This is a genomic window from Phenylobacterium sp., assembly GCF_037189685.1.
In the GTDB taxonomy this organism is placed as follows: domain Bacteria; phylum Pseudomonadota; class Alphaproteobacteria; order Caulobacterales; family Caulobacteraceae; genus Phenylobacterium.
The window spans coordinates 185,467-207,936 of record NZ_JBBCIT010000007.1 but is presented as its reverse complement, the minus strand read 5'-3'; the positions used below and the strand labels follow the sequence as shown (position 1 = coordinate 207,936).

Annotated in this window: 26 protein-coding genes; 10 read left to right on the top strand and 16 right to left on the bottom strand. The window is 70.6% G+C overall.

Translation table 11 applies throughout. The annotated features are described in order from the left end of the window. The first annotated feature begins 71 nt into the window (after positions 1–71). The 6 genes from WG212_RS04575 to WG212_RS04550 all read left to right on the top strand — a co-directional run bounded on the left by WG212_RS04575 (position 72) and on the right by WG212_RS04550 (position 2,828). A complete protein-coding gene (locus WG212_RS04575; RefSeq protein ID WP_337185881.1) occupies positions 72–695 on the top strand; it encodes a Spy/CpxP family protein refolding chaperone in 624 nt (207 codons plus the stop codon). A 39-nt stretch (positions 696–734) separates the two neighbouring features. Continuing rightward, on the top strand, positions 735–1,463 hold the full coding sequence (gene ccmC / locus WG212_RS04570) for a heme ABC transporter permease CcmC (RefSeq protein WP_337185880.1): 729 nt from the start codon (positions 735–737) through the stop codon (positions 1,461–1,463). 15 nt (positions 1,464–1,478) lie between these two features. Next, positions 1,479–1,646, top strand: coding sequence for a heme exporter protein CcmD (gene ccmD / locus WG212_RS04565; protein ID WP_337185879.1), 168 nt, complete (start codon positions 1,479–1,481; stop codon positions 1,644–1,646). Next, positions 1,643–2,158, top strand: coding sequence for a DsbE family thiol:disulfide interchange protein (locus tag WG212_RS04560; RefSeq protein ID WP_337185878.1), 516 nt, complete (start codon positions 1,643–1,645; stop codon positions 2,156–2,158). Before ccmD ends, WG212_RS04560 begins: the two co-directional genes overlap by 4 nt. Before the next feature lie 176 nt (positions 2,159–2,334). Continuing rightward, the gene (locus WG212_RS04555) at positions 2,335–2,529 is read left to right on the top strand and encodes a hypothetical protein (RefSeq protein WP_337185877.1); all 195 of its coding nucleotides are present in this window, start codon (positions 2,335–2,337) and stop codon (positions 2,527–2,529) included. Between the two features lie 104 nt (positions 2,530–2,633). Continuing rightward, positions 2,634–2,828 carry a hypothetical protein gene (locus WG212_RS04550; RefSeq protein WP_337185876.1) on the top strand — a complete coding sequence of 65 codons (195 nt, stop codon included), beginning with the start codon at positions 2,634–2,636 and terminating at the stop codon, positions 2,826–2,828. Positions 2,829–2,918: 90 nt separating this feature from the next. Here the strand turns inward: WG212_RS04550 and WG212_RS04545 are convergent, their stop codons facing one another. After that, a complete protein-coding gene (locus tag WG212_RS04545) occupies positions 2,919–3,503 on the bottom strand; it encodes an inner membrane-spanning protein YciB (RefSeq protein ID WP_337185875.1) in 585 nt (194 codons plus the stop codon). Beyond that, positions 3,500–4,444: a signal recognition particle-docking protein FtsY gene (gene ftsY, locus WG212_RS04540; RefSeq protein ID WP_337185874.1), complete on the bottom strand. Its 945-nt coding sequence runs from the start codon at positions 4,442–4,444 to the stop codon at positions 3,500–3,502. Before ftsY ends, WG212_RS04545 begins: the two co-directional genes overlap by 4 nt. 58 nt (positions 4,445–4,502) lie before the next feature. On the opposite strand from ftsY, the gene WG212_RS04535 reads away from it, so the two are divergent. Continuing rightward, on the top strand, positions 4,503–5,120 hold the full coding sequence (locus WG212_RS04535; RefSeq protein ID WP_337186061.1) for a trimeric intracellular cation channel family protein: 618 nt from the start codon (positions 4,503–4,505) through the stop codon (positions 5,118–5,120). A gap of 4 nt (positions 5,121–5,124) precedes the next feature. Here WG212_RS04535 and WG212_RS04530 read toward each other — a convergent pair whose 3' ends face one another. The 6 genes from WG212_RS04530 to WG212_RS04505 all read right to left on the bottom strand — a co-directional run bounded on the left by WG212_RS04530 (position 5,125) and on the right by WG212_RS04505 (position 9,941). Further along, a complete protein-coding gene (locus WG212_RS04530; protein WP_337185873.1) occupies positions 5,125–5,568 on the bottom strand; it encodes a GFA family protein in 444 nt (147 codons plus the stop codon). Beyond that, entirely contained in the window at positions 5,565–6,872 is a 1,308-nt protein-coding gene (mtaB, locus tag WG212_RS04525) for a tRNA (N(6)-L-threonylcarbamoyladenosine(37)-C(2))-methylthiotransferase MtaB (RefSeq protein ID WP_337186060.1), read from the bottom strand. Before mtaB ends, WG212_RS04530 begins: the two co-directional genes overlap by 4 nt. Before the next feature lie 16 nt (positions 6,873–6,888). Next, complete coding sequence (gene lepB, locus WG212_RS04520; RefSeq protein WP_337185872.1) at positions 6,889–7,479, bottom strand: signal peptidase I; 591 nt, start codon at positions 7,477–7,479, stop codon at positions 6,889–6,891. Next, positions 7,476–8,297, bottom strand: a complete 822-nt coding sequence (dapF, locus tag WG212_RS04515; protein ID WP_337185871.1) for a diaminopimelate epimerase — start codon at positions 8,295–8,297, stop codon at positions 7,476–7,478. Before dapF ends, lepB begins: the two co-directional genes overlap by 4 nt. A 79-nt stretch (positions 8,298–8,376) precedes the next feature. Next, positions 8,377–9,222, bottom strand: coding sequence for a prephenate dehydratase (locus WG212_RS04510; protein WP_337185870.1), 846 nt, complete (start codon positions 9,220–9,222; stop codon positions 8,377–8,379). Then, the gene (locus WG212_RS04505) at positions 9,219–9,941 is read right to left on the bottom strand and encodes a 3-deoxy-manno-octulosonate cytidylyltransferase (protein ID WP_337185869.1); all 723 of its coding nucleotides are present in this window, start codon (positions 9,939–9,941) and stop codon (positions 9,219–9,221) included. The genes WG212_RS04510 and WG212_RS04505 overlap by 4 nt, the downstream gene beginning before the upstream one ends. A gap of 123 nt (positions 9,942–10,064) precedes the next feature. On the opposite strand from WG212_RS04505, the gene WG212_RS04500 reads away from it, so the two are divergent. After that, on the top strand, positions 10,065–10,724 hold the full coding sequence (locus WG212_RS04500) for a cytochrome c family protein (RefSeq protein WP_337185868.1): 660 nt from the start codon (positions 10,065–10,067) through the stop codon (positions 10,722–10,724). Positions 10,725–10,796: 72 nt separating this feature from the next. Here the strand turns inward: WG212_RS04500 and WG212_RS04495 are convergent, their stop codons facing one another. From WG212_RS04495 to WG212_RS04460, 8 genes are all read right to left on the bottom strand, one after another. Next, on the bottom strand, positions 10,797–11,630 hold the full coding sequence (locus tag WG212_RS04495; RefSeq protein ID WP_337185867.1) for an NlpC/P60 family protein: 834 nt from the start codon (positions 11,628–11,630) through the stop codon (positions 10,797–10,799). After that, positions 11,627–13,033: a M17 family peptidase N-terminal domain-containing protein gene (locus tag WG212_RS04490; protein ID WP_337185866.1), complete on the bottom strand. Its 1,407-nt coding sequence runs from the start codon at positions 13,031–13,033 to the stop codon at positions 11,627–11,629. The genes WG212_RS04495 and WG212_RS04490 overlap by 4 nt, the downstream gene beginning before the upstream one ends. A 57-nt stretch (positions 13,034–13,090) precedes the next feature. Then, complete coding sequence (locus tag WG212_RS04485; RefSeq protein ID WP_337185865.1) at positions 13,091–13,606, bottom strand: prepilin peptidase; 516 nt, start codon at positions 13,604–13,606, stop codon at positions 13,091–13,093. A gap of 120 nt (positions 13,607–13,726) precedes the next feature. Continuing rightward, complete coding sequence (locus tag WG212_RS04480; RefSeq protein ID WP_337185864.1) at positions 13,727–13,906, bottom strand: Flp family type IVb pilin; 180 nt, start codon at positions 13,904–13,906, stop codon at positions 13,727–13,729. A 196-nt stretch (positions 13,907–14,102) separates the two neighbouring features. Then, positions 14,103–15,545, bottom strand: coding sequence for an MFS transporter (locus WG212_RS04475; RefSeq protein WP_337185863.1), 1,443 nt, complete (start codon positions 15,543–15,545; stop codon positions 14,103–14,105). A gap of 498 nt (positions 15,546–16,043) precedes the next feature. Further along, entirely contained in the window at positions 16,044–17,216 is a 1,173-nt protein-coding gene (locus WG212_RS04470; protein ID WP_337185862.1) for an alanine--glyoxylate aminotransferase family protein, read from the bottom strand. 10 nt (positions 17,217–17,226) lie between these two features. Further along, positions 17,227–18,000 carry a tyrosine-protein phosphatase gene (locus tag WG212_RS04465; protein WP_337185861.1) on the bottom strand — a complete coding sequence of 258 codons (774 nt, stop codon included), beginning with the start codon at positions 17,998–18,000 and terminating at the stop codon, positions 17,227–17,229. A 52-nt stretch (positions 18,001–18,052) separates the two neighbouring features. Further along, positions 18,053–19,498, bottom strand: coding sequence for an AMP nucleosidase (locus WG212_RS04460; protein ID WP_337185860.1), 1,446 nt, complete (start codon positions 19,496–19,498; stop codon positions 18,053–18,055). A 115-nt stretch (positions 19,499–19,613) separates the two neighbouring features. On the opposite strand from WG212_RS04460, the gene WG212_RS04455 reads away from it, so the two are divergent. Both WG212_RS04455 and WG212_RS04450 read left to right on the top strand, forming a co-directional pair. Then, complete coding sequence (locus WG212_RS04455) at positions 19,614–20,918, top strand: dicarboxylate/amino acid:cation symporter (protein ID WP_337185859.1); 1,305 nt, start codon at positions 19,614–19,616, stop codon at positions 20,916–20,918. 109 nt (positions 20,919–21,027) lie between these two features. Then, on the top strand, positions 21,028–22,413 hold the full coding sequence (locus tag WG212_RS04450) for a bifunctional diguanylate cyclase/phosphodiesterase (RefSeq protein WP_337185858.1): 1,386 nt from the start codon (positions 21,028–21,030) through the stop codon (positions 22,411–22,413). Positions 22,414–22,470: the final 57 nt, after the last annotated feature.

Below are 22,470 nucleotides of genomic sequence, written 5' to 3'. Positions count from 1 at the left end.
TGCCGCTTTTCCGCCCCATCCTGCGCTCCAGCTTGTTGCGCGAAGGGAACGCCCAAGCGGGAGATCGAGAGATGCGGAAGACCCTCACCTGGCTCGCGGCCGGCGCCGCTTTCGCGCTGGCGTCGGGCCACGCCCTGGCGCGGGACAAGGCCCAGGACCCCCACGAGACCCTCCGCCAGGCCGCAGAGGACGCCCGCGCCGCGGCCGGCCGCACCCGTGCCGACGAGGCGCGTGACCCGTCCAAGGAGAAGACGCGCCGCGAGGTTCGCGTCTACCGTCACGGGGACAGGGATGTGGTGGTCTCCCGCGGCGGGGACCGGACGGAGCGCCTGCGCACCCTGCTCCAGCTCCGCCCCGATCAGGAGCCGGCCCTGAAAGCCTACGTCGAAGCCGTCGGAAAGGGCGGCGGCCGCGAGCCGGTGGTGCGCCTCGACCGCGGCGGCGACGCCCGGACCACCCCGGACCGGCTGGCCGCGATGGAGGTGCGGATGGCCGAGCAGCAGGCCGCCATGAAGGTCCGCATCGCGGCGACGCGGACGTTCTACGCCCAGCTCGACGACAAACAGCGCAAGGTGTTCGACGCCCTCCCCATGCTGATGTTCGCGGGCCCCGGCTTCGGCCCGATGCTGGTTCCGGTGGCGCACGCCCCGGCGGCGCCCCTTCCGCCCGAGCCGCCCCGCGCGCCGCGTTCGTAGGCTTGCAGGGCGCGCGACCGCGCCCTATGCCGCACAGGCATGAGCTGGGCGCCCGCCTTCCTGTCGAATCCCGAGCGCTTCATGGCGTTCTCGCGCTGGGCGGCGCCGCTCTTCGGCGCGATCGCGGTGATCCTGGGGCTCGTCGGCCTGTGGCTGGGGTTCTCGGTCCCCGACGACTACCAGCAGGGCCAGACGGTCCGCATCCTGTTCATCCACGTGCCGGCGGCCTGGATGTCGATGTTCGTCTACGTCTGCCTGGCGGGAGCCAGCTTCCTGGCGCTGATCTTCCGCCACACCCTGGCCGACGCCGCGGCCCAGGCGGCGGCGCCCCTGGGGGCGGCCTTCACCTTCCTGGCCCTGGTCACCGGGGCGCTCTGGGGCCGGCCGATGTGGGGCGCCTACTGGGTCTGGGACGCACGCCTGACGTCCGTGCTGGTGATGTTCCTCATCTACCTCGCCTACATGGCGCTGCGGGCTTCGCTGGACGACGAGACGAAGGCCGCACGCGCGGCCGCCATCCTGGCGCTGGTGGGCGCGATCAACCTGCCGATCATCAAGTTCAGCGTGGATTGGTGGAACACGCTCCACCAGGGCGCCTCGGTGTTCCGCGCCGACGGCCCGACCCTGGCGCCGGTCTACCTGTGGCCGCTGGCTTTCATGGGCCTGGCCTACATGGCCGCGTTCGGGTCGCTCTGGCTGGTCCGCATCCGCGGCGAGCTTTGGCGCCGGCGGGCCGAGGCCGCGGCGGCCAGGGCCGCCAGGGGTTAGGGCGCAAGATTGGGCATGTTCGACGGCAAGTACGCGGAATTCATCGTCCCCGCCTTCGCGATCACCGCCGTGGTGTTCGCCGGCATGGTCGCCTTCAGCCTGAACCACGCGCGGCGCTGGAAGCGCCGGTTCGAGGAATTCGACCGCATCGGCCAGAGCCGGGCCGGCGGGGATCGCCCGTGACCCGCTGGCTGGCGTTCCTGCCGCTGGCCGCGCTGATCGCCCTGGGCGGCCTCTTCTACTTCTACGCCCTGAAGCGTGACCCGCAGGTCCAGCCCCAGGCCCTGGTCGGCAAGCCCATGCCCGATCTGGAACTGCCGAGCCTGGCCACGGGCCAGCCCGTGCGTCTGCGCGCCCTTGCGGCGGACGGGCCTGTGCTGGTCAATTTCTTCGCCTCGTGGTGCGCGCCGTGCGAGGTCGAACATCCCGTGCTGATGGGCGTGCGGGGCCAGGGCGTCCGCATCGTCGGCGTGGCCTACAAGGACGCCCCGACCAACAGCCAGGCGTTCCTGGTGCGGCTGGGCGACCCGTTCGCCGTCACGCTCGCCGACCGCGACGGGCGCGCGGGCGTGGAATTCGGGGTCACGGGCGTGCCCGAGACCTACGCTGTTTCAGCCGACGGCGTGATCCAGGCCAAGCATACCGGACCGCTTACGGAGGCCGACGCCCGACGCCTGGCGCAACAGCTCCGTTAACCCTGCGTTGAGGACGGCCGGTCAGGTTGGGGACAGCTGTTAACCATGTTGGACACCCGGGGACGCGCCGCGCCGTGACGACGATCCGCCCGAATCCATTTGCGCAGGCCTTTCCACAGGCCCACGCCCAGCAAACACAGGCCCAGCAAACACAGGCCGCGCAAACACAGGCGCCCGTGCGCGAAGAGGCCGGCCGCCTGGCGGCCCAGCGCGCGTTCTTCGCCGCCGCCACGGGACAGGCCCAGCCCACGGCCGCACCCAAAGCCGAGGCGTCCCGCGTCCCGCCCCAGGCCGTGAACCGCATCGCCGAGACCGCAGACGCGCCGCCGAAGATTCTGCGTCCGGGATCGATCCTGGACATCCGCGTTTGACCCCACGGAAGGTCGTCCGCCTAAATCGCGGAAATTAACCACATTTTATTTGGGAACAGCCGACGTTCGCCGGGGTTCTGCATTTGCGAAGCCCCTGGGATCGGATGTCGGAACACAACGACAGGCTCTACGAGGAAGCGGCCGCCCTCTGGCGGAGCCTCTACGACGCGCCCCCGCCGACCGACGTCGACGGCCCGGGCCTTCTCGGCATGATCGTGGGATCCCTGCCCGCGTCGGGCTACGAACGTCTGGCCACCCCGCACCTGCGTCCGGCCAACATCGTCTTTCCGAAGCGGTAGCCGCCGGCGACGCGGGGGCCTGGGGGCGATCCCGGACCCCGACCTGCAAGACCCCGACCTGCATGACGCCGCCCGCCGGGCTCCGGCGCCCTATTCCGTCGGCGGGGGCGGCCGTTCGTCGCTGGGGATGTAGCGCATCAGCATGGGGGCGTGGGCGATCGAGAACACCAGCGTCAGGATCATCAGGCCCGGAAAGCGGAAGAGCATCCACGTGGTGTCGGGCTGGGTGCGCCAGACGATCTCGTTCAGGCCCGCCAGCACGAAAAAGAACAGGGCGTAGTTGAGGGTCAGGCGCTTCCACGCCGAGGGCGGCATGGTGAAGGCTTCGCCCAGCACCAGCTTCAGCGGGTTCCTGCCTATCGCCAGGCCCCCCAGGAGGGCGGCGCCGAAGATCGAGTTCATGATCGTGGGCTTCAGCTTCAGGAAGCGGGGATCGTCGAAGATGATCGTCAGGCCGCCGAACAGCAGGGCCGCCCCGCCCGCGATGGCGGGGAAGGGCGCGATCCGGCGCTCGACGATCAGGCCCACCACCAGCGCCAGCGCCGAACCGGCCACCAGGGCCCACGACGCCTTCACCATGTCGCGCCCGGTCAGGAAGTAGGCCGCCAGGAAGATGACGAGCGCCGAATAGTCGACGAAATAGCGCACCCAATGACGCCGGCTGCGATCGCTCATCGAACAGGTTCCTCGAGGCCCACCAGCGAGCGGGCGAAGGCGCGGGCGTTGAAAGGCTGCAGGTCGTCGACGCCTTCACCCACGCCGATCAGCTTGATGGGGCTGTCCGAGGCCTGGGCCACGGGCACCAGCACGCCGCCCCGGGCCGTGCCGTCCAGCTTGGTCATGACGATGCCCGAGACGCCGATCTGGTTGCCGAAGATGTTCTCCTGGGCCAGCGCGTTGCGGCCCACGGTGGCGTCCAGCACCAGCAGAGTCTCGTGGGGATAGTCGGCGTCCACCTTCTTCACCACACGGATGATCTTGAGCAGTTCGTCCATCAGGCCCTGCTTGTTCTGCAGGCGGCCCGCGGTGTCGATCAGGACGACGTCGTAGCCTTTCTCCTTCGCGGTCTGCACCGCGTCGAACGCCAGGCCCGCCGCGTCCGATCCCGTGGGACGCCCCATGAAATCGGCGCCGGCCCGTTCGGCCCACACCTTGAGCTGCTCGACCGCCGCGGCGCGGAAGGTGTCGCCGGCCACCACCAGCACCTTGCAGTCCTGACGCACGAGGTCGGTGGCCACCTTGCCGAGCGTCGTGGTCTTCCCCGACCCGTTCACGCCGATGAACAGGACCACGTAGGGCCGCGGCCCGGACAGCGGGTCGAACACCCCTTGCCGCGTCTCCAGCTCGTCGCCCACCGCCTTGGCCAGGGCCTCGCGGATCTCGGCCTCGTCCACGTCCTTGCCGAACTTCTCGGCGGCGAAGCCTTCGGTGATGCGCGCGGCCGAGTGCGGGCCGAGGTCGGCCTCGATCAGCATCTCCTCCAGCTCGTCCAGCTTGGCCTGGGTGAGCGGTTCCTTCGCGACGAAGACCTGGGCGATCTGGTCGCCCATCTGTTTCGACGACTTGGTGAGGCCTTCGGTGAGGCGCTGGAACCAGCCGCGTTTCGGTTCTGCCATGGGGCCGCTTCTAACGGGCGCCTTGCGGCGCGTCACGCCTCACCGCATCAAGGGCGACATGGAGCCGCTGGAAACCGCCCTGGTCGTCCTCGACTACGCCGCCGTGGCCGTCTTCGGGGCCTCGGGCGCCCTGGCCGCGGCGCGCGCGCGTCACGACGTCGTCACCTTCGGCTTCTTCGCCGCCGTCACAGGGGTGGGCGGCGGCACGCTGCGCGACCTGCTGATCGGCGCACCCGTCTTCTGGGTCGGGCGGCCGGAGTACATCCTGGTCTGCGTGGGCGCCGCGCTCGCGGTCTGGACGATGGGCTGGGGCCAGGGCCGCGACCGCCTGCTGCTGTGGTTCGATGCGCTGGGCATGGCGGCGTACGCGGTGGTGGGCGCGCTGAAGGCCACGTCGCTCGGCGTCCACCCGGTCTCGGCGATCATCATGGGCGTGCTGACCGCCACCTTCGGCGGAGTGATCCGCGACGTCCTGGCGAATCAGCCGTCGGTGCTGCTGCGGCGCGAGCTGTACGTCACCCCGGCCCTGCTCGGGGCGGCGACGTTCGTCGCCCTGAACGCCCTCGGGATGCCGATTCCCGTGAGCGGCGGCCTGGGCTTCTTCACGGCCTTCGCCGTGCGCGCCGGCGCCATCCTCTTCCACTGGCGACTCCCCGCGTTCCGGGGGAAGGCGTAGGCGTTCAGGTGTCGCGGTCGGGGTGCTGCAAGCTGACGATGCTCGCCAGGTGGGCTGCGGCCCGCGGCTCGGTCGGTTCGTGCACGGGCAGGCCCGAGATGTCGTCGACACAGGCCAGCCGGCTCGGGCTGCCCAGTTGCACCGTGAGGCGGGCGGCGGCGGGATCGTCGAGCGCGCCGATCATCACCGAGGTCAGGCCGCCCGCATGCTCCCACGTCAGCGGCGTGCCGCAGGCCTCGCAGAACCCCCGCCAGACCTTGTTCGAGCTCTGGAACCGCTTGCGCACGCCGCGCGTCCAGATGAGTTCGCCGACCTCGACCCCCACATAAGGCCCGAACAGCCCGCCGGTCGCCTTCTGGCACATGCGGCAATGGCAGATGCTGGCCTCGCCCAGGTCGCCGTCGACGCGGAAGCGCACCGCGCCGCACTGGCAGCCGCCGGTGATCACGCCGCACCTGCGGCCGTGGCCAGGACACGTCGCCCGTCATGTCCGGTGACGACGAGGTCGCAGACCCCGCCCACCTCGGCCTCGCCCTCGAAGGCGATCTCGGTGAAGTCCTCCCCGCGCGCCACGCCTGGCCGCTCCACCAGGCCGCTCAGGGTGCGCCCGACCTGGCCCTCCAGGTGCCGCGCCAGCGCCGCCTCTCCCGCTGCGCGCAGGCGAGCCGCGCGAGCCTTCACCACCTCACCCTTGACCTTCGGCATCCGGGCCGCCGGCGTGCCGGGCCGGGCGCTGAAGGGGAAGACATGCAGGAACGCCAGCCCCGCCTCGTCCACCAGCCGCAGCGTGTTTTCGAACATCTCGTCGGTCTCGGTGGGAAAGCCCGCGATCAGGTCGGCGCCGAAGGCCACATCGGGTCGCACGGCCCGCACCTCGGCCACCAGCTTCAGCGCGTCGGCGCGGCCGTGCCGGCGCTTCATGCGCTTGAGGATCATGTCGTCGCCCGCCTGCAGCGAGAGGTGCAGATAGGGCATGAGCCGGGGCTCCGTCGCGAGGCAGCGCAACAGGTCGGGGTCGATCTCGGCCGCGTCGATGGACGACAGGCGCAGGCGCGGAAGCTCGGGAACCAGCTTCAGGATGCGCGCCACGAGCTGGCCCAGCGTGGGCTGGCCCGGCAGGTCGGCGCCCCAGCTCGTGACGTCCACGCCCGTCAGCACCACCTCGCGGTAGCCTTGCGCCGCCAGCCGGCGCACCTGCTCCACCACCTCGCCCGCCGCCGCCGAGCGCGAGTTCCCGCGGCCGTAGGGGATGATGCAGAAGGTGCAGCGGTGGTCGCAGCCGTTCTGCACCTCGACATAGGCGCGCGCCCGGTCCTTCAGACCCTCTATCAGGTGCCCGGCCGTCTCGCGCACGCTCATGATGTCGTTGACCCGCACGCGCAGGGGCTCGGCGCCGGCGGGCGGGGCGGCGTAGGCGCCGGCCTGGCTCTTCTCGGCGTTGCCCAGCACCAGGTCCACCTCGGGCATGGCGGCGAAGGCGGCGGGGTCGATCTGGGCCGCGCAGCCGGTGACGATCACCTTCGCCCCTGGCCGCTCGCGCCGCGCCTTGCGGATCGCCTGCCGCGCCTGGCGCACGGCCTCGTTCGTCACCGCGCAGGTGTTGAAGACGATGGCGTCGCTGAGCCCGTCCTCGGCCGCCCGCCGGCGGATGACCTCGCTCTCATAGGCGTTCAGCCGGCAGCCGAAGGTGACGATATCGACGTCGGGCGGCGGCGGTCCCGCGCCGCTGGCTTCCGAAGCGACCGCCGTCAACGTGGCGCCGGCGGGATCAGGGACGGCGGCCGACACGGGACACGTCCTTCGCCGCCAGGATCGCCGTCGCGACCGCACAGATGTCGGCCTCCGCGACCGGGCCGTAGACACGGGAATCCGCAGCATTGTCACGGTTGTCGCCAAGCAGGTACCAGCCGGTCACCCGCGTCGGGGCGATGTTGTCGAGCTCGCTGTCCGGCCCCAGGTCGAGGGTCAGATAGCTGGCGCCGTTCGCCAGTGTTTCCCGAAGCACCGGCGCAGAACGGACGGTTCCGAACATTTCGATGTCGTGGGAACCGGCCGGCGACGTCGTCACCGTCCGGCCGTCGACCAAGAGGCGGCCGCCCGTCAGTTCGACCGTCTGGCCAGGTGCGGCGACCGCGCGCGCGATGAAGCTCTGCTTGTCCCGCCGGTAGATCACGACCTGTCCTGCGGTCGGCTTGGCGCGGCCACAATCCCCCTTCCAGCCATCGGCGCCGACGATATCGCCCTCATGAAGTGTGGGCAGCATCGAAGCCGCCGTCATCGAATAGGTCGATTTCGGGATGACGTCGCAGGCGCCCAGGCCGGCGACCGCGATGGCGGCGAGGAGGCTCTGAACCTTCACGGCAGCTCGCCCGCGAAGTCGACAGCCGCCGGGCCGGTCATGATCACATGGTCGCGGTCGTCCCATTCGATGTGCAGTTCGCCGCCGTCCAGCACCATCACAGCGTGCCGTCCCACGAGGTCGCGGCGGCTGGCGGCCACCAGGGCGGCGCAGGCGCCGGTGCCGCAGGCCTGGGTGAGGCCCGCGCCGCGCTCCCATACCCGCAGGCGGATGCGGTCGGGCGCGACCACCTGGGCGAAGCCGACGTTCACGTGCTCCGGGAACAGAGGATGGACCTCCACCGCCGGGCCGATGGTCGTGATCGGCGTGGCGTCCACGTCGTCCACGAAGAACACCACATGCGGGTTACCCATCGATACGCATCCGGGCGCGGTCGAAAGCGCCGGATGGTCGAACAGCGCCACGTCGAGGGCGCGGGTGTCATGTTCGGCGGCCAGGGGGATCTCGTCCCAGCGGAGGCCGGGCGAGCCCATGTCCACGCTCACCAGCCGCTCGCCGGCGCGGGTCGCGACCAGGCGCCCGGCCCGGGTCTCGATCACCGCCTCGTCCTTGCCGCTGGACTGCATCAGGAGCCAGCCGACGCAGCGCGTGCCGTTTCCGCAGGCCCCCACCTCCTCGCCGTCGGCGTTCCAGAAACGCACGCGCGCATCGGCGCCCTCGGCCTTCTCGATGGCGATGAGCTGGTCGCAGCCCACGCCCGTCGTCCGGTCCGCGATCGCGCGCACCTCGGCCGGCGTGGGGTCGAAGGGGCCGGAGCGGGTCTCGACCACGACGAAGTCGTTGCCGAGCCCGTTCATCTTGAGGAACGGACGAGCCATGCGGCGCCATATAGGCGAAATGCGCCGGTCCCGCACGTGGGACGCGATGCGGCGGCCCGGGGGCTGCGTCCTTGTGGTGTCAGGCGCGGGCGCGGAAGGGGTCGGCGGGATAGACGCCCAGGATCTCGAACCGCTCGGAGAAGAAGGTCAGCTCCTCGAAGGCGCGCGCGAGGCCGATGTCCTCGGGCCGGCCGTCCACCTCGGCATAGAAGAAGGTGGCCGTGAAGGCGCCGTTCTCCATGTAGCTTTCCAGCTTGGTCATGTTGACCCCGTTTGTGGCGAACCCGCCCAGGGCCTTGTAGAGCGCCGCCGGGATGTTCTTCACCCGGAAGACGAAGCTGGTGACGCAGGGCGCCGTGAACGGCGGCGGCGGCGGGGCCTTGTCGGCCGTCATCACCAGAAAGCGCGTGGTGTTGTGGTGCTCGTCCTCGATGTCGCGCGCCAGGATCTGCAGGCCGTAGATCTCGGCGGCGAGGGCCGGCGAGACCGCGGCCTTCGTCGGATCCGGCCGTTCGGCCAGCGCCTTGGCCGCGCCCGCGGTGTCGCCGGCCGCCTCGGTCTTCAGCCCCATGCTGCGCAGCGTCCGGCGACACTGGCCCAGCGCGATGGGCATGGAGACGGCGGTCGTGACCTGGTCCAGGGTCACGCCGGGATTGGCCATGAGCTGGAAGTGGATCGGCTTGAACCGCTCGCCGATGATCTTCAATCCCGAAGACGGCAGGAGGTGGTGGACGTCGGCCACCCGGCCCGCGATCGAGTTCTCCACCGGGATCATGCCGAGCTGGCAATCGCCGGTCCGCACCGCCTCGAACGCCTCTTCGAACGTGGCGTAGGGCGCCGGCTCCATCTCGGGGAAGGCTGCCGTGCACGCCTCGTGGCTGTTGGCGCCCAGCTCGCCCTGGAAGGCGATGCGTCCCTTGGTCATGTCAGCGTCCTTGCGTACTGGCGGGCCCGCTCGAGGTCGGCGGGGCTGTCGACGGAGATGGGGGCGGTGGCGGCCGGGGCAGCCCAGATCGAGAGGCCCAGCTCCATCGCCCGGAGCTGTTCCAGTTTCTCGCGCCGCTCCAGGGGCGACGGCGCGGCGGCGTTGAACGCCCGTAGCGCCGCCCGGCGATAGCCGTAGATCCCCACGTGCCGCAGGACCGGCCCTTCGCCATAGAGCGTGGAACGGGTGAAGTAGAGCGCCCGCCCGTTCCCGGCGATCACCGCCTTGACCACGTCGGGATTGGCCCGGTCTTCGGGCGAGTCCTCGGGTGCGACGATCGTGGCGATGTCGCAAAGGGGCTGTCCGGCCAGCAGCCGGGTCGTCGCACGAACGACGGCCGGGTCCACGAACGGCATGTCACCCTGGAGGTTGATCACCGCGTCGTGCCGACCGTCCGGGTCCAGCCGGTCGAGGGCGGCCAGGATGCGATCCGACCCCGAGGGCAGGTCCGGATCCGTCGGCGTCGCCTGCCCTCCCGCCGCCTCGACGGCCTCCACGATCTCGGGATCGCCCGCCGCCACGACCACCGGCCCCACGCCGGCGGCGAGCGCCTGCCGGAGGACGCGGACGATCATCGGTACGCCGCCGATGTCCGCCAGGGGCTTTCCCGGCAGGCGGGTCGCGGCCATGCGCGCCGGGATGAGGACGATGGGGTTCATGCGTGCTTGGGATGGTTGCGCGAGCGCCGGTAGCGTGTAAGAGAGCCGCACGCAATAAGGGGCGGGATTCCTGCGCGAGCGCAGGCCGGCTCGCCGTCCGATGAGAGGCGTGACTAGGGGATTATGAGCGATCTGACCTTCAACAAGATCGCCGGCGCCGTACTGGCGACGGGTCTGGCCATTGTCGGCCTGCGCGAGCTGTCCGCGGGCGTCTTCGCACCGCAGCCCACCGACAAGCCGGGATACCTCGTGGAGGTGGCGGAAGAGGCGTCGGGCGGCGGCGCCGCCGCCGAGCTGCCGCCGGACTGGGGCACGGTCCTTCCCGCCGCCGACGTGGCCGCGGGCGAGACCGCCTTCGCCAAGTGCAAGTCGTGCCACACCATCAACGACGGCGGGGCGAACGGAACCGGCCCGAACCTGTACGGCGTCGTCGGCGGCAAGCCGGGCCTGCACGCCGGCTTCGCCTATTCGCCGGCCATCGGCGCCTTCTCGGGCGAGCATCCGGTGTGGAGCTACGACGAGCTCAACGAGTTCATCCAGGCGCCGCAGAAGCACATGCCCGGCACCAAGATGACCTTCGTCGGCATCAAGAAGACCGAGGAGCGCATCAACCTGATCGCCTACCTGGCGTCGCATGGCGGCAAGCTGGCCCTGCCGGCCCCGGACCCCTCGCGCCAGCCCGGTGCGGAGACGGCGGAAGCGCCGGCCGCCGGCGATGCGGCGACCCCGGTCGTCGAGGGCGAAGCGCCTCAGGCCAGCCCGGCGGCGCCCGCCGCCAAGTAGCCCGGCTCTGTTTCGGACGCGCGATGGCCGGGCTCGCCCCGGCCATTTTCGTGTCGCGATCCCCGGCTCGCCCTACAGCCGACGATACGATGTGGGCGCGCCGACGCCGGCGGCCTCGATGCGCGCCACAGCCTCGGCCAGGGGCTCGATCACCGTCGCCATGTGATGGCCGTTGGCGTGGACGATCCGGCCGTCCCCGACCCCCAGCGCCACGTGCCCCTTCCAGAACACGAGGTCGCCGCGATCGAACGCGTCGGCGCCGATCGCCGCGCCCAGCGCCTCCTGCATGTCGGTGTCGCGCGGACACGCGCGGCCGCAGGCGAACAGCGCCTGCTGGATCAGGCCCGAGCAGTCCAGGCCCACGCTCTCGCGCCCGCCCCACAGGTAGGGCGCGCCGACGAACCGTTCGGCGATCGCGGCCCAGTCGTCCTCGAAGACGCCGATGGGCGAGAGGTGGTCGGCGGCCATCCAGCCTGCGCCTGAAACCTTCGCCAGCCTGCCCTCGACCGCCTCGACGCAGACCAGGCTGTTGAGGGAATAGGGACCCAGCGCGCGGGATTTGATGCTGGCCTCGGCGAAGGCGTAGGTGCGCAGCGCCGAGACCCGATGAGTCGGCAGAGGCCCCGTCGGCGCCAGGGCGGCCGCGTCCACGAAACCCACGTAGCCGTCCCGCGCGGCCTGCCCGAACAGCCAGGCTCCCTCTTCCTCGATCACCTCGAAGCGCTCACCGAACAGAAGCTGGTCCATCTGTTCCGCCCCGGCGTCGGGCGCCGAGCGGATGGCTGCGGCGGCGGCCGTGCAACCCATCGCCTTCGGGTCGAGATAGACCTCGGCCTCGAGGATCCCTTCCAGGCTGCGGGCGGCCACGCCGTCGCGCCAGGGCGTTATGCGGGGATCGTGCTTCATGCGAACCGCTCGCGGATCATGCGGTAGAGGCCGCGGATGGCCTGCGCTTCACCGCCACCGGGGAATCCCGGACGGCCGCGGGGGTTCCACGCGAAGATGTCCAGATGCACCCAAGGCCCCTTCGGCGCGAAACGCTGGAGGAACAGGGCGGCCGTGACCGACCCGGCCTGCGCCCAGCCGTCGGGATCGTTCTTGATCTCGGCGATGTCGGAATCCAGGGCGTCGGCGTAGGGTTTCCAGAGCGGCAGGCGCCACACGGGATCGGCCTCGGCCTGGGCCGCCGCCTCGATCTGCGCCGCGAGGTCGTCGTCATCGGTGAAATAGGGCGGGAGCTGCGGCCCCAGCGCGATGCGGGCGGCGCCGGTGAGCGTGGCGAGGTCGATGGTCAGCGCGGGCTCAAGTTCGCCGGCCCGGGTGAGGGCGTCGGCCAGGATCAGACGGCCTTCGGCGTCGGTGTTGCCGACTTCGATCGACAGGCCCTTGCGCGACTCCAGCACGTCACCGGGGCGCATGGCGTCGCCACTGATGGCGTTCTCGACCACGGGGACCAGCACCGCCACGCGGACGGGCAGCCCCGCCGCCATGATCATCCGCCCCAAAGCCAGGGCGTGGGCGGCGCCGCCCATGTCCTTCTTCATCAGGCGCATGCCGGCCGACGGCTTGATGTCGAGACCGCCCGTGTCGAAGACCACGCCCTTGCCGACGATGCAGACGAGGGGTCGGTCGGCCTCCGGGGCGCCCCACTGGATTTCGATGAACCGTGGCGCGCGGGCCGGGTCGGCGGCGCGGCCCACGGCGTGGATGGCGGGATAGCCCGCTTCCAGCAGGCCCTCGCCCTCGATCACGGTGATCCGCGCACCATACTGTTCGGCGATCTCACGGGCGATGGTCTCGATCTGCCGCGGCCCCATGTCGTTGGCCGGCGTGTTGACCATGTCGCGGGCAAGCGCGCAGGCATGGGCGATCTGGCGAGCCTCGCTCAGGTCGGCGCCCCGGACCAGCAGGCGCGCGCGCTCGCGGGGCTCGCCCCTGGCGGGCTTGTAGCGGTCGAACCTGTAGCTTCCGAGCGCGAAGGCCAGCGCGATGCGGCCGGGCGCGATATGAGCCGGCGCCTCGACGACCTCGAACACCCCGGCGGGGAGACGGGCCGAAAGGACGCGGAACGTCGAGGCGGCGTCGCCGACGCCGTCATCGCCGGCCCCCACGCCGAACAGCACCTTGGCCGGCGCACCGTCCGAGCCGGGAACCAGCAAAGCCTGACCGGCCTTGCCCTTGAAGTCGGCGGTCTTCGCCAGCGCCGTCACGACCGGGTCCGCCGCCAGGGCCTCCGCGACGGCGGCCTCGGTCAGGGCATGGACCGGGACCGCCGGGCCGTCCCAGGCGTCGAGGATCACGTCGCTCATGCCCGCCTCGCGATGGTCATGGCGCCTCGTGTGGCCGATGCGAGCGCGGGCCGCAAGCTACAGCCCCAGGACGCGGGCGAAGGGCGAGGCCGGCAGCGCGGCGAGCGCGCCTGCGGCGATCGCGACGCCATACGGGATCGCCTCGGCCGGATCGGCGAGGCGGCTTACCCAGCGAGGGCCGGTGAGCACCAGGGGACGAACGGCCGCCGACCTCAGGGTCAGCAGCAGGATGGCGAGGGCGCCGCCGGCGAGAGCGGCCGCGCCGACGAAGGTGAGGGTCGCCGGCCAGCCCACCCAGAGCGCCACCGCCGCGAACAGCTTGGCGTCGCCCCCGCCCATCCAACGCAGGGCGAACATGGCCATGCCCACGGCCAGCGCCACGACGCCGACCGCCAGATGGGCGCCCAGGGCGGGCAGGGACAGCCCGGCTGACAACGCGGCCAGCGGAAACGCCACGATCAGGGCCAGGGAAATCCAGTTGGGGATGCGGAACGTGGCCACGTCGCTCGCCGCGGCCGTCAGCACGAGGGCCGGGAGCAGGAGCACGAGCGCGGCGGCGATGACAGGCGGCATGGAAACCTCTTCCTGCGCCTTATGCGCCCGCGCGGATGAACGGACCGTTGCAGCCAAGCTCGCAACGAAAAAGGCCCCGGCGTCGCCGCCGGGGCCTTTCGGTCCAGACCGAGGTCGGGCTTAGCCGCCGGTGGCGGTGTTGACTTCCTGGCTGATCGTCTCGAAGGCGCCTTGCAGGCTGCCGCCGACGGCTTGCAGCGCGCCGACGAGAACCACGGCGATCAGGGCGGCGATCAGGCCGTACTCGATGGCGGTGGCGCCGGATTCGTCCTTCAGGAAGCGGGTCACGAACTTCGACATGGGGTTGATCTCCAGTTTCTAGCGAGCAGACGGGATGGGGCCTTCAAGCTCTTGCCTGCTCGCCCCTAAGAACACGCTCAAGATCGCTCGCCGCGTTTAAGGTCGCATGAAACCGAATGCCTAATATGGATATACGATTAGCGGCGATTCATCATGAATCCCCACTATCCCTTGGCCAGATGTCGAGTGATTTCAACTAGGCTTCGGAGCCGTCCGGAAATGTGCGACCACCGCCGCGCACCAGGAACAGGCCCAGGAAGCCGATGGCCAGCAAGACCAGCAGCATGGCGAAACCACCCTGCTGGGTGCCGGTGATGCGCGTGCCCTGGTTCACCAGGAACGGGGCCAGCCAGGCCGTGGCCACACCCGACAGGGCATAGACCCCGAAGAACGCCCCCGTCTGATCCGGCGGCGTCAGGCGCGTGAGCAGGGTGCGCGCCGAAGCGTACTGGGCGGTGATGAAGATCGCGTTCGAGAAGCCCACCAGCACGAAGATCACATCGGGCAGGGTCCGGAAGACCGGCCCGCTCCAGACCGCGCCGTGCGCCGCCACGTCGTAGGGCCACAGGAAGAGGATGAGGTCGGGGCGCATGCCGAGCATCGCCAGGAGGCCCAGCATCGACATGAAGATCTCGATCCGCAACGCGCCCTTGGGCCCGAGGCCCGCGTCGAGCCAGCGTCCGACATAGCCGCCCAGGACCGCGAAGATGCTGAGCAGGATGCCGTAGCCCAGCATCTCCAGCGCGCCCCACTTCATCACGCCCACGGCGTAGACGCCGGCGTAGACCAGGACGCCGTTCATCCCGTCCACGAAGAACATCCGCGATCCCAGATAGACGGCGGCGTCCCGGAACTGGCCGACCGTACGCACCATCCGCACCAGCTGGGCCGCCCCCTGGGCGAAGGCGCGGGCGACGGGGACGCCGGTCCGGGGCGCGTCGGGGGTGAACAGGAACAGCGGGATCGCGCCGAAGAGAAGAAGGCCCGCAGCCAGCAGCGCCACGACCCGTTCAGGTTCATGAGTCTCCGGGTCGAGGCCGAACAGGGGCGCCTTCGGGACCCAGCTCCAGTCCACCTGGCCGGGCAAGGCGAAGGCCCAGGCCGTGAAGGCCAGCGCCAGCACCGAGAACAGGTTGCCCAGCGAGAGCGCCAGCCCCGAGGCCCTGTGCGCGCCCGAGAGGCCGGCCGCCCGCACCAGCAGCGAGTTGTGCAGGATCTCGTTGTAGGCGAACAGCACCTGCACCGTCATGGCGAACAGCATGGTGGTCGCCACCGACAGGCCGGTCCCGTCCGGCCTGGCCCACCACAGCGCGGCGGTCAGCGGCACCATCAGGCCCACGGTCAGGCCGAGCCACGGCTTGCGCCCGCCCAGCTTGTCGACCGAGGCGCCGATGAAGGGCGCCGTGGCCATGACCACCCAGCCGGCCCACTGCTGCCAGCGCGAGATGGTCTCCTGGCCCTCTACGGGGTCGCCCACCATCGAGGCGGCCACGTAGGGCATGAAGATGTAGATGGTGATGAGGATGACGTAGGGGTTTCGCCCCCCTTCGAAGACCGACCAGGCGACGCCGCCGCGGTCCAGTCGGCCGCCCGCGCCCGGCGACGCGGGAACGGCGGCCTCGGCGCTCGATCCGGTCAAACGACTCTCCCCGACCGCGCTGGAGGGCGGCCCCGCCGCACCGTAGCACCTCGGCGCCCTTTGCGAAGCGGCGCCGCGGCGTCAGCCCGGGTTCCGCCGAGCGTGCGTCGGCGTCCCTGGATTTCGGCTACGAACCCACACGAAAAACACGAACGCGTGGCCGCCTCCGAGCCAGCGGAGGGCGATCGCCTATGGCGTGATGGGCGGCGCAGCCGCCGCCCATCATGAACCGCGGAGATCGCGGAGATACGCAGAGAGGTCGCGCAGCCTCGGACTCCTCCGCGTATCTCTGCGATCTCCGCGGTTGAATCCCCGCGCCTCCGGCGTGCTCGGCCCCTCGCCCCTACGCGCAAGCGGAGGCTCTGTCATGGAGAACCACGGAAAACACGGAAGGGCACGGAAATCGCGGCTTCGCCTTCCGTGCCCTTCCGCGTTTTCCGTGGTTCCTTGAAATTCGGGAGGCGCCGCTTCGCGGCCTCGAAGGACCCGGCGCCAGCCCTACGCCGCCAGCTTCGCCTCGGCGGCGGCGCGGACGGCGGCGGGGTCCACCGCCACGCCCTGGGCGGCCAGGGCGTCGCAGAGGGCGGTGAGGCAGAGTCGCACGTGCCAGGGCGTCGCCGAGGCGCCCATCAGGCCGATGCGCCAGACCTTGCCCTTCAACGGGCCCAGCCCTGCGCCGATCTCGAGGTCCCAGGCCTCGAGCACGTGGGCGCGGACGGCGACCTCGTCCACGCCTTCCGGAATCAGCACGGTGTTGAGCTGCGGCAGGCGCCACGTCTCTTCGACCAGCAGCTTCAGGCCCGCGGCCTCCAGGCCGTCGGCCAGGGCCTCGTGCATCCGGGCGTGGCGGACCGCCGCGGCCTGAACGCCTTCCTCGAAGAGGGCCACGAGCGACTCGTGCAGACCGTAGAGCGCATTGATCGGGGCCGTATGATGGTAGGTCCGGCCGCCTTCGCCGCCCCAGTAGGCCATGATCAGGTTGAAATCGAGCAGCCAGTTGCGGACCTTGGTCCTGCGCGCCTTGATCGCGGCCTGCGCCCGGGGACCGAGGGCGATGGGCGACAGGCCGGGCGGCGCCGACAGGCACTTCTGCGTGCCCGAATAGACGACGTCGGCGTCCCAGGCCGCCACGTCCACCGGAATGCCGCCCAGCGAGGTCACGCAGTCCACCACCGAGAGCGCGCCATGCTTCCGGGCCAGGGCGCAGAGCGCGGCGGCGTCGCTGCGGGCGCCCGTCGATGTCTCGGCGTGAACGAAGGCCAGGACCTTCGCGGGCGCCTCGGCCAGCGCCGTCTCGACGCGAGCCGGGTCGACGGGCCGGCCCCATTCGGACTCCACCACCGTCACGGTCGCGCCCGCGCGGTCGGCCATGTCGGCCATGCGGCCGCCGAAGGCGCCATTCACGGCGACCACCGCCCGGTCGCCCGGCTCGAGCAGGTTCATCATGGCCGCCTCCATGCCGGCGGTGCCGGGCGCGGGCAGCGGGATGCAGGCGTGATCCGGCGCATTGAACAGCCGCTGGAGCGCCGCCTTGATCTCTTCCATCAGGTCCTGGAACGCGGGGTCCAGGTGCCCCACCGTCGGCCGCGCCAGGGCGGCCAGCACGCGCGGGCTCACGTCCGAGGGCCCCGGCCCCATCAGGATCCGGCGGGGCGGCTGGAAGGTCTGCATGTCGGAGTCCCTAGGCGAGAAGGCGGTCGTGTATGCGGCCCCGGACGCGGTCGTCCAGGCCCAGCACCTGATCCAGGTAGCCGTCCAGAGAGCCGTTCTGCTCGCGCATCACGGCGAAGGCTTCGGCCAGGTATTCGGCCTCTACCCGCATGGCGGTCAGAAGCGCGTCGTCGGTGGCGGTGCGGCCCGTGCCCTCACGGACCACGTCGCGCATCTGCGGCAGGCGCCGCTCCAGGCGTTCGGGGTCGTTGGTGAGCAGGTAGTCCTCGATGACGTCGTCGTCGTGGACGCCGGCCAGGTGGTGCGTGAGCGCGCACGCGATGCCCGTGCGGTCCTTGCCGGCCGCGCAGTGAACCAGGATCGGGCCCTCGGTCTCGGCCAGGGCGGTGAAGTAGCGGCGGTACAGGTCGATGTGCCGGGCCTGGTGCGGCGCCCGGCGATAGTACTCCAGCATGTAGTCCCGGAACGACGCCACGGTCAGGTCCGAGGTCTGGATGAAGGCATGCCACTCGTCGGCGCTTTCCTGGCCGATGTCGTTCTCGATCACCTGAGCGGCAAAGCCCGTCCAGCGCCGGGACGGTTCGCGCTCACGCTCGTTCGAGCGGCGCAGGTCCACGATCACGGCGATGCCCAGGCCCGCCAGTTTCTCGAGGTCGGCGTCGGTGGCGCGCGACTGGCTGGCCGAGCGGTAGAGCAGGCCGCGCCGCAGCCGCTTCGGGCCGGCGGCGTAGTCCCCGAAGTCGCGGAAGTTGTCGATGGATTCGAAAGCGATGCGGCGGGTCATGACGGCGGGTGGTTTAGCGGGGTTTCGCGAGACTCTCCACCTCGCCGTGAGGTCATCGGAACGGCGGCTCGTCGAAGCTGCGCAGCTTTCGCGAGTGCAGACGAGCGCCTTCCTTGTGCAGGAGGCCGATGGTGGCCAGGCCGATCTGGAGGTGCTGGGCTATGGCGCGGTCGTAGAAGGCGTTGGCCTGGCCCGGCAGCTTGATCTCGCCGTGCAGCGGCTTGTCCGAGACACACAGCAACGTCCCGTAGGGCACGCGGAAGCGATAGCCCTGGGCGGCGATGGTGGCGCTCTCCATGTCGATGGCGACGGCCCGGCTCTGGTTGAAGCGGAGCGCGCTGGACGAATACTTCAGCTCCCAGTTCCGGTCGTCCGTGGTCACGACCGTGCCCGTGCGCATCCGCTGTTTCAGGAGGTCGCCGGTCTCGCCTGTCACCTGCTCGGCCGCCGTGTTCAGGGCGACCTGGACCTCGGCCAGCGGGGGGATGGGGATTTCGGGCGGCAGCAGCTTGTCCAGCACATGATCGTCGCGCAGGTACGCGTGGGCCAGGACGTAGTCGCCGATCTTCTGGCTTCCGCGCAGGCCGCCGCAGTGGCCGATCATCAGCCAGGCCTGGGGCCGCAGCACGGCGAGATGGTCGCATACGGTCTTGGCGTTGGACGGCCCGACGCCGATGTTCACCAGGGTGATGCCCGCGCGCCCCGGCGCCATGAGGTGGTAGGCGGGCATCTGATGCCGGCGCCAGGCCCCGGCCGCGACCCTGGCCTCGGGGTCGGGCGTGTCGGCGTCGATCAGCACGTGGCCCGCCGCCGACAGGCCGGTGTAGGGCCCGCCCGCCCCGAGCTGGCTGGCGCCCCAGGCGACGAACTCGTCCACGTAGCGGTGGTAGTTCGTGAACAGGATGTACTGCTGGAAATGCTCGATCGGCGTGCCGGTGTAGTGGGCCAGGCGCGCCAGCGAGAAATCCGTGCGCAGGCCGTCGAACAGGGCGAGGGGGCGGGTGTCGCCGCCCACGCCGATCCATTCGCCGTCGGCGATCTCGTCGCCGATGTAGGCCAGTTCCGTGGTCGGGAAATGGCGCGCGATCTCGACCGAACCCACGTCGGCCACAGCCATGTCAGCCGGGTCCAGGACGTAGGGGAACGGAATCTCCTGGGCCGACCGGCCCACGTCCAGGTCGATCTCGAAGTCCTGCTGCAGCAGGCTGAGCTGCTCGATCAGATAGTCCCGGAACAGATCGGGGCGCGTGACGGACACGGCGTAGCGCCCCGGCGCGGGAATCCGGGCGTAGGCGCGGCTCGTACGGGGATAGGGCAGGCCCGGCGCCCAGCTCAGCCGCAGCTCCGGGTAGGCAAAGGCGCCGTCGCGGCGGAGGGCCTGGTCGGGCGGCGGCCCGCCGGCCAGGAACGATTTCAGGGCGGTTCGGAGCTGATCGACGCTCTTGCGGTATTCAGCTTCCAGCCGATCGACGACGCCGGCTGCATTCTGTCTCTTCATCGGGCGCCTTATAGCGTTGCTCGGTGACGCTTACGACTCCGCCGGGCTGTGGTCGTCTGGACGAACGGGGCCATCCCCGCCACAAAGACCATCTCCCTCACGGCCGGACGCCGCAATGACCTTGAACGAAACTCCGCCGGGCGCGCCCGATCATGCCCCGGCCCAGCGCAGCTTCCTCCAGCGCTGGTGGTTCGACGTGGTGTTGTGGAAGCGGATTTTCATCGCGCTCGTGCTGGGCGCCGTGGTCGGCCTGGCGCTGGGCGAGGCGGCAGAGTCGCTCAAATGGCTGGGCGACCTGTTCATCCGGCTGATCCGCATGGTGGTGGTGCCGCTGGTCTTTCTCTCCATAACCTCGGGCATGGCCGCCATGGGCGATCCGCGCCGGCTGGGGTCGATCGGCGGCAAGGTGCTCGGCTTCTACTTCGCCACGACGCTGATCGCCGTGATCCTGGGACTGGTGCTGGGCCACCTTTTCCAACCCGGTGTGGGCGTCGATTTCACCGGCGTCGAGGCGCGCCCCGTGGGGGAAGCGCCATCGGTTTCGGAACAGCTCCTGGGCATCGTGCCGCTCAACCCCGTCGAGGCGCTGGCGCGCGGCGACATCCTGGCGGTGATCTTCTTCGCCATCCTGCTGGGCGCCGCCATCCTGGCGGTGGGCGAGAAGGCCGAGCCGGTCAAGAAGGTGTTCGACGGCGGCGTCGAGATGATCCTCTTCATCACCCGCGTGGTGATGGAGGTGGCGCCGTTCGGCGTCTTCGCGCTGGTGGCGTGGGTCATGGGCACCCAGGGCTTCGCGGTGTTCACCCACGTCTTCCTTCTCGCGCTCGGCCTCGTCGTCGGCTGCGTGCTGCAGGTGCTGCTGGTGCACGGGGGGCTGCTGCGGCTGGTGGCCCGCCTGCCGGTCCTGCCGTTCTTCCGGGACATCTCGGACGCGATCCTAGTCGCGTTCTCGACGTCGTCGTCGGCGGCGACCCTGCCGGTGGCCATGCGGGTGGCCGAAAAGAACCTGGGCGTCAGCCACACCGTCGCCTCGACGGCCCTGCCCATCGGGACGACCATCTCCATGGACGGCACGGCGCTCTACATCGGACTCCTGACCATGTTCACGGTCCAGGCGTTCGGCGTCGAGCTCACGCCGGTCCAGTTCCTCATCGCGGGCCTCACCATCACCCTGGTGGCGATCGGCACCGCGCCGGTGCCCTCGGCCTCCCTGTTCATGCTGTCGGCGGTGCTGGGCAGCATCGGCCTCTCGGCGGAGCAGACCGCGCTGGTGGTCGGCTTCGTGCTGCCCTTCGACCGCTTGCTGGACATGACACGGACCGTGGCCAACTCCACGTCCGACCTCGCCGTGGCCGTCACCGTGGCCAAGCTGGAGAACGAGCTGGACATCGAGGCCTACCGGGCAAAGCCGGTCGAATAGGACGGACCTGTCGGCAGCGGCTCCTAACGCCCGGTAACCCTATCCCTCAACGCGGTGTTAGCCCCGTCCGGGGATGCTTCGGGACGTCCAGAACGACCCAGACACGTACGTGCCGCCACTTTCCAAGAGCCTTGCCGAACTGGCCGCCCGCGTCGCGGAGCTCGAAGCCGAGCGCGAGATGACGCTGCGCCTCGCGCAGACCGATTCCCTCACCGGGCTCGTGAACCGCGGCGCCTTCACGTCCGGCCTCTGCGAGCGGCTGGAGGCGGCGCGCGAGAGCGGCGGCGTGGTGGCGCTCTTCGTCATCGACCTGGACCGCTTCAAGAGCCTGAACGACAGCCTCGGGCACCACGCGGGCGACATCCTGCTGGCCGAGATCGGTCAGCGCCTGCGCGACGACGCCGGCCCCGACGAACTGGTGGCCCGGCTCGGCGGCGACGAATTCGCGGTGGTGTCGGGCGATCCGGACATCGCGCGCCGCGCCGAGCGGCTGGTCAACGCCATCAGCCAGCACCACGTCATCTATGGCCGCACGGTCGCCTCGGGGGGATCGGTGGGCGTGGCGGCCTTCCCGCGCGACGCCAGCGACGCGGCCGATCTCCAGCGTTACGCCGACATGGCGCTCTACCGGGCGAAATCGTGCGGGGGGCGGCGCTGGCACGGGTTCGACGCCGAGCTCCACGCCGAGTCCGAACGACGTCGGACCCTCGAGACCGAGCTGCGCCGCGCCATTCCGGCGGGCGAGATCGAGCCGTGGTTCCAGCCGATCGTCGACACCATGACCGGGCGTTTCGTGGGCGTCGAAGTCCTGGCGCGCTGGCGTCACCCCGAGAAGGGGTTGCTGTCGCCAGCGGCCTTCGTGCCGATGGCCGAGGAACTGGGCCTGATCCGTACGATCGACGAGGCCGTGTTCGAGGCCGCCTGCGCCCACGCTGCGCCATGGGTGGGCGAAGGGCTGATCGAGCTGGTGTCCTGCAATGTCAGTCCGCGCGACCTGCTCGACCCCGGCTTCTCGCGCAAACTGATCGGCCGGCTTGCGGGCACGGACCTTCCGGCCACCGCCCTGACGGTCGAGATCACCGAGACCTTCCTGCTTCAGGACATGAATCTCGCACGGCGCCATATCGAGCGGCTGGCGGCCCGGGGCGTGAACGTGGCCCTGGACGACTTCGGCACGGGCTATTCCAATCTACGGGCGCTGATGCACCTGCCCATCCAGACGGTGAAGCTGGACCGCTCGCTGATCGACGATGTGGGCCGCGATCCGCGCGTGTCGAAGCTGGTCGCCTCGATGCTGCATGCGGCGCGCTCGCTGGGCGTCCGCATCACCGCCGAAGGCGTCGAAGACGAGAGCCAGGCGCTGTTCCTGCGCTCGGCGGGCTGCGACCGGATGCAAGGCTACTTCTTCGCCCGCCCCATGCCCGCAGACCAGATGGAAGCGATGCTGCGCGAGGCGGCCGCGCCGCCCGCCCCACGCTTCGCCGCCGCGGGCTGAACCCCACCGGCGGACGCCGCGCGCGTCCGGACTTTCCACCAGGCGCCGGAATGGCCG

Excerpts from the sequence above, each read along its gene's own strand:
- WG212_RS04480 (WP_337185864.1), bottom strand. The coding sequence starts at position 13,906 with ATGTCGAAGTTCGTGACCCGCTTCCTGAAGGACGAATCCGGCGCCACC.
- WG212_RS04490 (WP_337185866.1), bottom strand. The coding sequence starts at position 13,033 with ATGAGCGACGTGATCCTCGACGCCTGGGACGGCCCGGCGGTCCCGGTC.
- WG212_RS04455 (WP_337185859.1), top strand. The coding sequence starts at position 19,614 with ATGACCTTGAACGAAACTCCGCCGGGCGCGCCCGATCATGCCCCGGCC.
- WG212_RS04460 (WP_337185860.1), bottom strand. The coding sequence starts at position 19,498 with ATGAAGAGACAGAATGCAGCCGGCGTCGTCGATCGGCTGGAAGCTGAA.
- WG212_RS04550 (WP_337185876.1), top strand. The coding sequence starts at position 2,634 with ATGTCGGAACACAACGACAGGCTCTACGAGGAAGCGGCCGCCCTCTGG.
- ccmD (WP_337185879.1), top strand. The coding sequence starts at position 1,479 with ATGTTCGACGGCAAGTACGCGGAATTCATCGTCCCCGCCTTCGCGATC.
- WG212_RS04545 (WP_337185875.1), bottom strand. The coding sequence starts at position 3,503 with ATGAGCGATCGCAGCCGGCGTCATTGGGTGCGCTATTTCGTCGACTAT.
- WG212_RS04465 (WP_337185861.1), bottom strand. The coding sequence starts at position 18,000 with ATGACCCGCCGCATCGCTTTCGAATCCATCGACAACTTCCGCGACTTC.
- WG212_RS04505 (WP_337185869.1), bottom strand. The coding sequence starts at position 9,941 with ATGAACCCCATCGTCCTCATCCCGGCGCGCATGGCCGCGACCCGCCTG.
- WG212_RS04500 (WP_337185868.1), top strand. The coding sequence starts at position 10,065 with ATGAGCGATCTGACCTTCAACAAGATCGCCGGCGCCGTACTGGCGACG.
- ftsY (WP_337185874.1), bottom strand. The coding sequence starts at position 4,444 with ATGGCAGAACCGAAACGCGGCTGGTTCCAGCGCCTCACCGAAGGCCTC.
- WG212_RS04510 (WP_337185870.1), bottom strand. The coding sequence starts at position 9,222 with ATGACCAAGGGACGCATCGCCTTCCAGGGCGAGCTGGGCGCCAACAGC.
- ccmC (WP_337185880.1), top strand. The coding sequence starts at position 735 with ATGAGCTGGGCGCCCGCCTTCCTGTCGAATCCCGAGCGCTTCATGGCG.
- WG212_RS04575 (WP_337185881.1), top strand. The coding sequence starts at position 72 with ATGCGGAAGACCCTCACCTGGCTCGCGGCCGGCGCCGCTTTCGCGCTG.
- WG212_RS04495 (WP_337185867.1), bottom strand. The coding sequence starts at position 11,630 with ATGAAGCACGATCCCCGCATAACGCCCTGGCGCGACGGCGTGGCCGCC.
- WG212_RS04535 (WP_337186061.1), top strand. The coding sequence starts at position 4,503 with ATGGAGCCGCTGGAAACCGCCCTGGTCGTCCTCGACTACGCCGCCGTG.
- dapF (WP_337185871.1), bottom strand. The coding sequence starts at position 8,297 with ATGGCTCGTCCGTTCCTCAAGATGAACGGGCTCGGCAACGACTTCGTC.
- WG212_RS04470 (WP_337185862.1), bottom strand. The coding sequence starts at position 17,216 with ATGCAGACCTTCCAGCCGCCCCGCCGGATCCTGATGGGGCCGGGGCCC.
- WG212_RS04485 (WP_337185865.1), bottom strand. The coding sequence starts at position 13,606 with ATGCCGCCTGTCATCGCCGCCGCGCTCGTGCTCCTGCTCCCGGCCCTC.